This window comes from Streptomyces sp. Ru73 (assembly GCF_002920575.1).
Lineage (GTDB): Bacteria > Actinomycetota > Actinomycetes > Streptomycetales > Streptomycetaceae > Streptomyces.
In genome coordinates this window covers 1-8653 of the sequence record NZ_PQSQ01000162.1, presented here as the reverse complement: position 1 = coordinate 8653, position 8653 = coordinate 1, and the positions used below count along the sequence as shown (strand labels likewise).

Below are 8653 nucleotides of genomic sequence, written 5' to 3'. Positions count from 1 at the left end.
CGCGGTCGTCGCCAACCTCGTCGCCTCCCTGCGCGCCCAGGGCGACGGCGGCCTGGACCACTCGGCCCTCCTCCGCGGCGTCGAACGCCTCTCCGGCCTCCCCGTCCAGAGCTGAGTCACGGGCCGAGGAGGGGAGCGACCGATGCCGATGCCGGGGACGACCGCCGCAGCGGTGACCGCGCGCATCGTCCGGGACGAGGGCGTTGACCACGTCTTCGGCTGCCCGGACGCGCCCGGCACCCCGCTGTACGCGGCGTTCGCGGCGGACGGCAGCGGTCGCCTGACGGCCCGTCATCCCCAGTCGGCGGTGCACATGGCCGACGGCTGGGCCCGCGCGAGCGGGCGTACCGGGGTGGTCGTCGCGGGCCCGGCGTCCGGTCCTGGACTGGTCCCCGGCCTGCACACCGCGCGCGCCGACGGCGTCCCGCTGGTCTGCCTCGCCGGGCCCGGTTCCGCCGGTCCCGCCCGGCCGGTGGCCAAGCAGGTGCTGCCGGCCACCCCGGCGGCGCGCCTGCCCTGGGCACTGCGCGAGGCGTTCCGCACGGCCCGCGAGGGCCGGCCGGGACCCGTCCTGGTCGAGTCGGCAGCGGGCGCGGACGAGGCGGGGATCGCGTACGGTCCCGCGGCCGACGCGCCGCTGCCCGTACGAACCGACGCGCCCCACCCGGCGCAGGTCACGGCCGTACTGGAGCTGCTGCTGGCCGCGCGCCGGCCGCTGCTGCTGGCGGGCGGCGGGGTGCCGGAGTCAGGGGCCGGCACCGCGCTGCGCGCCCTGGCCGAGTGGCTGCGGGTGCCGTTCGCCGACACCCCGGGCGGCCGCGGCTGCGCGGGGCTCGGACACGACCTCTACGCGGGGCCGGTCGGCTGCCGCGCCGGGGCCGGACAGCCGGCGCTGGACGCGGCGGACTGCGTGCTCGCGCTCGCCACCGGGCGGCGCACCGGCCTCCTCGCCGGGGTGCCGACCGTGGTCCAGGTCGACGCCGATCCGTCGGCGCTCGGCCGGTACGGCACGCCCGGGCCGGGGATCGCGGCCGACGCGCGGCTGTTCCTGGAGGCGCTGCTCGGCGCTGCCCGGGCGGCCGGGGAACGGCGGCCGCGCTCCTGGACCGGGCCCGCCGGGGCCGCGGTCCGGGCGGACGGTACCGGCGGTGGTCCGGTGCCGGTCCGGCGGGTCCACGCGGAGCTGGCCGCGGTCTTCGGTACGGCCCCGGACACCCGATTCGTCCTCACCGACGAGGTGTACGCGGAGTGGGGCGGTGCGCTGTTACCGGTCGGCGGGGAGCGCCGGCTGCTGCTGCGGGGCCGCGGCGGACCGCCGGGCTGGCAGGTCCCCGCGGCGCTCGGGGCCCGCGCGGCACTGGCCGCCGAGGCGCCGGACGCCGTGGTGGTCGGGATCGAGGCGGGGCCCGGACTGCCGGCCCTGGCCGAGGAGTTGACGGTCGCGGCGGAGTGCTCGGTGCCGTACGTGCAGCTGCTGCTCGACCGGGACGAGTGCGGTCCGGACACCGTGCGCCTCGCCGAGGCGTACGGCTGCTCGGGGCGCCGGGTCACCGGCCGGGCGGGCCTGCGCTCCGCGCTGGAGTGGGCCCGCAAGGAGACCTTCTCCACCCGGCGGCCGGCCGTGCTCGCGGTCCTGGCCGCCCCCGAGGAATGACGCCTCGCCCCCAGACTCCGGCGGCGGCACCGACACCTGTCCTGTCGCGCCCAGGTGCCGCCGCCGGGACCCTTTTCCGTCCGCCGCGTGCGGTGGTAGAAGGTCCCCAGCAAGTTTCAACAAACTGTTGACGTTTGGTTGGAGCCCTCCATACGCTCCAACATGCGGAAGTCGGCTTCCGCGCTCTTCGTACGGAAGGTCACCATGTCGAAGCCCACGCTGACGGCGCGCACACTCACCACGGAGTCGGGCGCCCCCGTCGCCGACAACCAGAACTCCGCCACCGCCGGCGTCGGTGGCCCGATCGTCCTGCAGGACCAGCAGCTCATCGAGAAGCTCGCCCGCTTCAACCGGGAGCGCATCCCGGAGCGTGTGGTCCACGCCCGCGGTTCCGGCGCCTACGGCTACTTCGAGGTGACCGACGACGTCACCGGCTTCACCCGCGCCGACTTCCTCAACACCATCGGCAAGCGCACCGAGCTCTTCATCCGCTTCTCCACCGTCGCCGACAACCTCGGCGGTCCGGACGCGGCGCGCGACCCCCGCGGCTTCGCGGTGAAGTTCTACACCGAGGAGGGCAACTACGACCTCGTCGGCAACAACACCCCGGTCTTCTTCATCAAGGACCCGCTGAAGTTCCCCGACTTCATCCACTCCCAGAAGCGCGACCCCTTCACGGGCAAGCAGGAGCCGGACAACGTCTGGGACTTCTGGGCGCACGCGCCCGAGGCGACCCACCAGGTCACCTGGCTGATGGGCGACCGCGGCATCCCGGCGTCCTACCGCCACATGAACGGCTACGGTTCGCACACCTACCAGTGGACCAACGCCCAGGGCGAGCAGTTCTTCGTCAAGTACCACTTCAAGACCAACCAGGGCATCCGCTGCCTCAGCAGCGAGCAGGCCGCCGAGCTGTCGGGCCAGGACCCCAACAGCCACCAGACCGACCTGCTGCAGTCCATCGAGCGCGGCGTGTACCCGTCCTGGACGCTGTACGTGCAGATCATGCCGGCGGCCGAGGCGGCGGACTACCGCTTCAACCCGTTCGACCTCACCAAGGTGTGGCCGCACAAGGACTACCCGCTGCAGCGCGTCGGCCGGATGGTCCTGGACCGCAACCCCGACAACGTCTTCGCCGAGGTCGAGCAGGCCGCGTTCTCGCCGAACAACTTCGTGCCCGGCATCGGCCCGTCGCCCGACAAGATGCTGCAGGGCCGGCTCTTCGCCTACGCCGACGCGCAGCGCTACCGCCTGGGCGTCAACCACACCCAGCTGCCGGTGAACGCCCCCAAGGCGACCACCGCCAACAACTACGGCCGGGACGGCTTCATGGCCTCCAACGCCCAGGGCCGCGGCGCCAAGAACTACGAGCCGAACAGCTACGACGGCCCGGTGCAGACGAACGAGGCGCTGTACGCGCCGTTCGCGGTCAACGGCCACACCGGTGCCCACGAGGCGCCGCAGCACACCAAGGACGACGACTTCTTCCAGGCGGGCGAGCTGTACCGGCTGATGTCCGAGGACGAGAAGAAGCGCCTGGTGGCGAACATCGCCGGCGGCCTCTCGCAGGTCTCCCGCGACGACGTCATCGAGAAGAACCTCGCGCACTTCCACGCGGCGGACCCGGAGTACGGCAAGCGCGTGGAGGCCAAGGTCCGCGAGCTCCGCGAGGACTGACGGCGGTCCGCAAGACTGCGTGAGGACTGACGGGAGGTCAGCACCCTTGCGCGTCCGTACCGTCCGGCCCGTTGAGGGGTGGCCGGGCGGTACGGACCGGCCGGCGGCCACGGCCGCCGGCCGACGGTCGCTCCGCGGTGCGGCGGGAGAAGCCAGTGCGGTGGTACGGGCGTGTCCCATAGGGAAGGGCGCGTCCTCTCCCCCGCACCGCGGAGCACCTCAGGTCCCCACCCCTCCCCCAGACTCCGTCCGGTGGCGCGTGTCCTGTCGCGCCTGTCATCCGTGTCACCGGACGGGCACCACCCGCAGGGCCCGGCACGCCGTACGGTCACGGACGTGCCGGGCCCTGTGTCCCGTTCCTGGCGTTTCGCCGCGCGAACCACGCGTTCCGGGGGACCATGGGCGAGACGGACCGACCGACCCCGCCAGGAGCCGAACATGGCCGACAGCGTGCCGGTGCGCTGCCCTACGTGCCGCCGCGACAACGCCTTCACCCCGCCCACCTTCCCGTGCGCGTGCGGGGCGCCCCTGACCGTGCCCGTGCTGCGCGGCGGGGTGCCCGTCGAGATCCAGCACCGCACCTGGCAGAACTCCTGGGTCGAGGTGCGCTGTGACGCCTGCGGCCGGCTGGACGAGTGGCCGGCACCGGAGTCGGCGTGCGTGTGCGGCACGGTGGCCCGGGTCCCGGTGGTGCCGGCCCCCGGACCGCCGGCCCCGGAGGACACACCGCCCGGCCGCGCGTCCTACCGCTACCGCTCGCCGGCCCGGCCGGCCGCGCTGCGGCCCGCGTTCCGCCCGGTGACGATAAGGACGGCCAGGGACTGCGTCACCGCCGCCGTCCAGTACCTGAAGTGGCTGGGCTTCACCGAGGTCGTCCGCGCGCCGGAGCGCAGCTCCTCCGGGGTGGACGTGCGGGGCCGCGGGCTGGTGGCACAGGTGGACCCGACCACCCGCCCGACCCGGCTGCGGGAGATCGAGACGGTCTGGCTGAACGGCCTCAACGACTCCGCGCTCGCGGTGTTCTTCTCGCTCGCGGGGTACGCGCGCGACGCCCGGGCCCGCGCCGACGCGCTGCACCTACCGCTGTTCGTCATGGACCTCACGGGCACCCCGCAGCCGGTGAACGACGCCGCGGACGAGCTGATCAGGAAGGGCCCCTGAGCCCTTCCCCGGCGTCGGCCGCGCGGTCCGGGTGCTCCTGCGAGTTCCGGTAGCCGTAGAGGCCGTACACGATCATGCCGAGCACCATCCAGCCGGCGAACCGCAGCCAGGTCACCGGGTCCAGGTTGGCGATCAGCCAGACCGAGAAGGCGACGCCGACCGCCGGCACCAGCGGCACCAGCGGCGTACGGAAGGCCCGCGGCAGGTCGGGCCGCGTGCGGCGCATGACCACCACCGCCACCGCGACGACGATGAACGCCATCAGGATGCCGATGTTGGTGAGGTCGGCGGCCTCCCGGATCGGCAGGAAGCCGGCGATCAGCGCCGAGCCGATGCCGACCGGCCAGATCACCCGGGTCGGCACCTGCCGCCCGGGGTGGTTGCGCGCGAAGTACCGCGGCAGCAGCCCGTCCCGGCTCATCGAGTACCAGACCCGGGACACCGCCAGCATGTTGGCGAAGGCGGAGGTGGTGATGCCGATGATGGCGCCGACGGCCACGACCATCCCGAGCCCGCCGAGCCCGACCGACGCCAGCGCGCTGGAGAACGGGCTCTGCACGTCGATGCGGCGGTAGTCCTGCATGCCGAGCAGCACGACGCACACCAGCAGGTAGACCACGGCGGCGATGGCGAGGGAGACCACGATGGCCTTGGGCAGCACCTTCTTCGCCTCGGCGCTCTCCTCGGCCGCCGCGCTCATCGCGTCGTACCCGTAGACCGCGAAGAACGTGGTCGCGGCGCCGGTGAACGCGCCGCCGAGCCCGTACGGCAGGAACGGGCTGTAGTTGCCGGCCTTGATGTGGAAGGCCCCGGCGACCACGACCACCGCCACGATGGCCAGCTTGACGACGACCAGGACCGTCTCGAACCGGGCCGACTCCTTCGTCCCGCGCGACAGCACGAACGCCAGCAGCAGGCAGAGCAGCGCGGCGAGCAGATCGACCCGGTGCCCGTCGCCGGTGCCGGGCGCGCCGAGCATCCAGGCCGGCAGGTCGATGCCGATGCCGTCGAGGACGTAGGAGAAGTAGCCGGAGACGGCGATGGCCACCACGGCGACGATCGCGGTGTACTCCAGCAGCAGGTCCCAGCCGATGGCCCAGCCGACGATCTCGCCGAGCGCCGCGTACGAGTAGGTGTAGGCGGAGCCGGCCTTCGGGATGGTGCCGGCGAACTCGGCGTAGCAGAGCGCCGCCGCGCTGCTGGCCACGATCGCGATGAGGAAGGACAGCATGACGCCGGGCCCGGCGTCCTCGTGGGCCACGACCCCGGCCAGCGAGAAGACCCCGGCGCCCACCAGGCCGCCCAGGCTCAGCGCGACCAGCTGCCACAGGCCCATCGTGCGGCGCAGCCCGCCCGCGCTCTCCTCCTCGGAGGAGTCCACGGGCTTGCGGCGCAGGACGCCGGTCCGCGGCGCGTGCGGCGGGACGGCGGGCCTCGCGGTCTCGGGGGCGGTCACAGGACGAATCCCTCGGGGAAGGGATCGGTGGGATCCAGCAGGTAGTTGGCGGTGGCGGTGATCCAGGCGCGGCCCGTGATCTCCGGTACGACGCCGGGCAGTCCGCCGACCTCGGTGGTGTCCACGAGCCGTCCGGTGAACCGGGTACCGATGAAGGACTCGTTCACGAAGTCGGTGTGCAGCGGGAGTTCACCGCGCGCATGGAGCTGCGCCATGCGTGCCGACGTGCCCGTGCCGCAGGGCGAGCGGTCGAACCAGCCGGGGTGGATGGCCATGGCGTGCCGGGAGTGCCGCGCGTCGGAGCCGGGCGCGACGAACTGCACGTGCTTGCAGCCGGTGATGAGGGGATCGACCGGGTGCACGGGCCGGTTCTGGTCGTTGACCGCCGACATGATCGCCAGGCCGGCGGAGAGGATCTCGTCCTTGCGGGCCCGGTCGAAGGGCAGCCCGATGCTGTCCAGCTCCACGATCGCGTAGAAGTTGCCGCCGTACGCCAGGTCGTACCGGACCTCGCCGAGGCCGTCCACCGTCACCTTGGCGTCCAGCTCGGCCGCGAACGCGTCCACGTTGCGCAGCGTGACCCGCTCGGCGGCGCCGTCGCGCACCGCCACCCGCGCCTCGACGAGCCCGGCCGGGGTGTCCAGCCGGACGACGGTCTCCGGCTCGGTGACCGGGACCATGCCGGTCTCGACCAGGACGGTGGCGACGCCGATCGTGCCGTGCCCGCACATCGGCAGGAAGCCGCTGACCTCGATGTAGAGGACGCCCCAGTCGGCGTCGGGACGGGTCGGCGGCTGCAGCAGGGCGCCGCTCATGGCGGGGTGGCCGCGCGGCTCGTCGACGAGGAACCGGCGCAGTCCGTCGAGGTGTTCGACGGCGTAGCGGCGGCGCTCGGCCATCGTCGCGCCGGGAACCGGGGCCACACCGCCGGTCACCACGCGCGTGGGCATGCCCTCGGTGTGCGAGTCGACGGCGCTGAGGGTACGGACGGACCTCATCGGGCGGCTCCCAGCTTCTCGAGCGCGGTGATGGCGCGGGCCATGTCGGCGTGCACCTGCGCGCGGTGCTCGGGGACGAGCGGCCCGCGGGGCGGGCGGCAGGGTCCGCCGTACCGGCCGACCTGGTCCATGCCGGCCTTGATGGCCTGCACGAACTCGGTGCGGGAGTCCCAGCGGAAGGCGGCGACCAGCGGCTCGTACAGCGCCCTGGCCTCGTCCAGCTTCCCGGCCCTGGCCAGCGCGTAGAGCTTCGCGGACTCGGCGGGGAAGACGTTCGGGAAGCCGGCGAACCAGCCGACCGCGCCCATCAGCAGGCTCTCCAGGACCACGTCGTCCGCGCCGCTGATGACGTCCAGGCCCGGCGCCCGCTCCTTGATCTCCAGCACCCGGCGCACGTCGCCGGAGAACTCCTTGACCGCGACCACGTTGTCGATCTGGGCGATCTCGCCGAGGAGTTGCGGGGTGAGGTCGACCTTGGTGTCGAAGGGGTTGTTGTAGACCATGACGGGCAGGCCGACGCCGGCCACCGCCTCGAAGTGCGCGATCACCTCGCCGGGGTTGGCGCGGTACATCGTCGGCGGCAGGCAGAGCACGCCGTCGGCACCGTCCTCGGCGGCGAGCTCGGCCCAGTGCCGCGCCTGGTGACTGGCGACGCCGTGCACGCCGACGACGACGGTGCCCTTGCCGTCCGCGGCTTCGACCGCCGTCCGGGCGACCGCGCGGCGCTCGGCGTCGGTGAGGGAGGAGTACTCCCCCAGCGAGCCGTTCGGGCCGATGCCGTCGCAGCCGCTGTCCAGCAGCCAGCGGCAGTGCTCGGCGTACCGGTCGAGGTCGACGGCGAGCCCGGCCGGGGCCGCGGGGTCCTCCCGGTACGGGAGCGCGGTGGCGACGACCACGCCGCCGAGGCCGGCGGGGCGGTGGGAGGCGGTGCTGCTCATGCGGTGCTCTCCTTCGGGTCGGTCGGGTCGGTGTCCGGTGCGTCGGGCGTGCGGGCCAGTTCGCCCAGGCGGATGGGCTGGGCGAGCGGGCGGCGGTGCGGGGCGGCGGGCGGCAGGCCCTCGGCGGGGCGGCCGGGCGGCGCGGTGCGCGGCCGGGCGGTGAGTTCGGCGACGGTGGGCCCGCAGATCCGGGCCTGGCAGGGGCCGAGCCCGGCACGGGTGGTGAGCTTGGTGACGCGCGGCGCGCCGCCCGCCTCGTCGGCGGCGGCCCGGCACAGCGCCCCGTACGGCGTCTCCTCGCAGCGGCAGATGACCGTGTCCGGCCGCAGCCAGCCGGGCCAGGCGGCGCCGACGGGGTGCGCTGCGGCGAGCCGGGCGGCGAAGGCGCGGCCGCGGTCCCGGTTGCGGCGGACCCGGCGCAGCGCGGGCGCTGCGGGGTCGCCGCCGGCCGCGCACCAGCCGGCGAGCGCGCCTTCGGTACGCGCCGCGGGCGCGCCGCCGATGCCGGTGGTCTCCCCCGCCGCGTACACGCCGGGGACGCTGGTCAGCTGGTCGCCGTCGACGGCCACGAACTCGCCGCCCTGCGTGCGCAGCAGGGCGCAGCCCGCGGCCAGCGGCAGCTCCAGCTGGGGGCTGAAGCCGTGGCCAACGCAGAGCGCGTCGACGGGGACGGTGCGTTCGCTGCCGGGGACGACGGACCAGTCGGGGCGCAGCCGCGCGGTGACGGCCTCCTCGACGCGCCCCTCGCCACGTGCCTCGATCACCGCAC

The 8653-nt window shown here is 74.2% G+C and carries 7 protein-coding genes and 1 pseudogene; 4 read left to right on the top strand and 4 right to left on the bottom strand.

Going from position 1 to position 8653, the window contains the following annotated elements; genetic code table 11:
• From C3486_RS35410 to C3486_RS35395, 4 genes and pseudogenes are all read left to right on the top strand, one after another.
• A pseudogene (locus C3486_RS35410) lies at positions 1–115 on the top strand (2-hydroxy-3-oxopropionate reductase); the annotation flags it as partial.
• A 27-nt stretch (positions 116–142) separates the two neighbouring features.
• A complete protein-coding gene (locus C3486_RS35405; RefSeq protein WP_103836971.1) occupies positions 143–1654 on the top strand; it encodes a thiamine pyrophosphate-binding protein in 1512 nt (503 codons plus the stop codon).
• A 219-nt stretch (positions 1655–1873) separates the two neighbouring features.
• Complete coding sequence (locus tag C3486_RS35400) at positions 1874–3331, top strand: catalase (RefSeq protein ID WP_103836972.1); 1458 nt, start codon at positions 1874–1876, stop codon at positions 3329–3331.
• Between the two features lie 438 nt (positions 3332–3769).
• Positions 3770–4492 carry a hypothetical protein gene (locus C3486_RS35395; RefSeq protein WP_103836970.1) on the top strand — a complete coding sequence of 241 codons (723 nt, stop codon included), beginning with the start codon at positions 3770–3772 and terminating at the stop codon, positions 4490–4492.
• Here the strand turns inward: C3486_RS35395 and C3486_RS35390 are convergent.
• From C3486_RS35390 to C3486_RS35375, 4 genes are all read right to left on the bottom strand, one after another.
• Complete coding sequence (locus C3486_RS35390) at positions 4476–5948, bottom strand: amino acid permease (RefSeq protein ID WP_103836969.1); 1473 nt, start codon at positions 5946–5948, stop codon at positions 4476–4478. The genes C3486_RS35395 and C3486_RS35390 overlap by 17 nt on opposite strands.
• Positions 5945–6946: a proline racemase family protein gene (locus C3486_RS35385; protein ID WP_103836968.1), complete on the bottom strand. Its 1002-nt coding sequence runs from the start codon at positions 6944–6946 to the stop codon at positions 5945–5947. Before C3486_RS35385 ends, C3486_RS35390 begins: the two co-directional genes overlap by 4 nt.
• Entirely contained in the window at positions 6943–7884 is a 942-nt protein-coding gene (locus C3486_RS35380) for a dihydrodipicolinate synthase family protein (protein WP_103836967.1), read from the bottom strand. Before C3486_RS35380 ends, C3486_RS35385 begins: the two co-directional genes overlap by 4 nt.
• Positions 7881–8653 (bottom strand): FAD-dependent oxidoreductase (locus C3486_RS35375; RefSeq protein ID WP_181138798.1); only part of this gene is annotated, 773 nt, incomplete at its 5' end. The genes C3486_RS35375 and C3486_RS35380, both read right to left, overlap by 4 nt.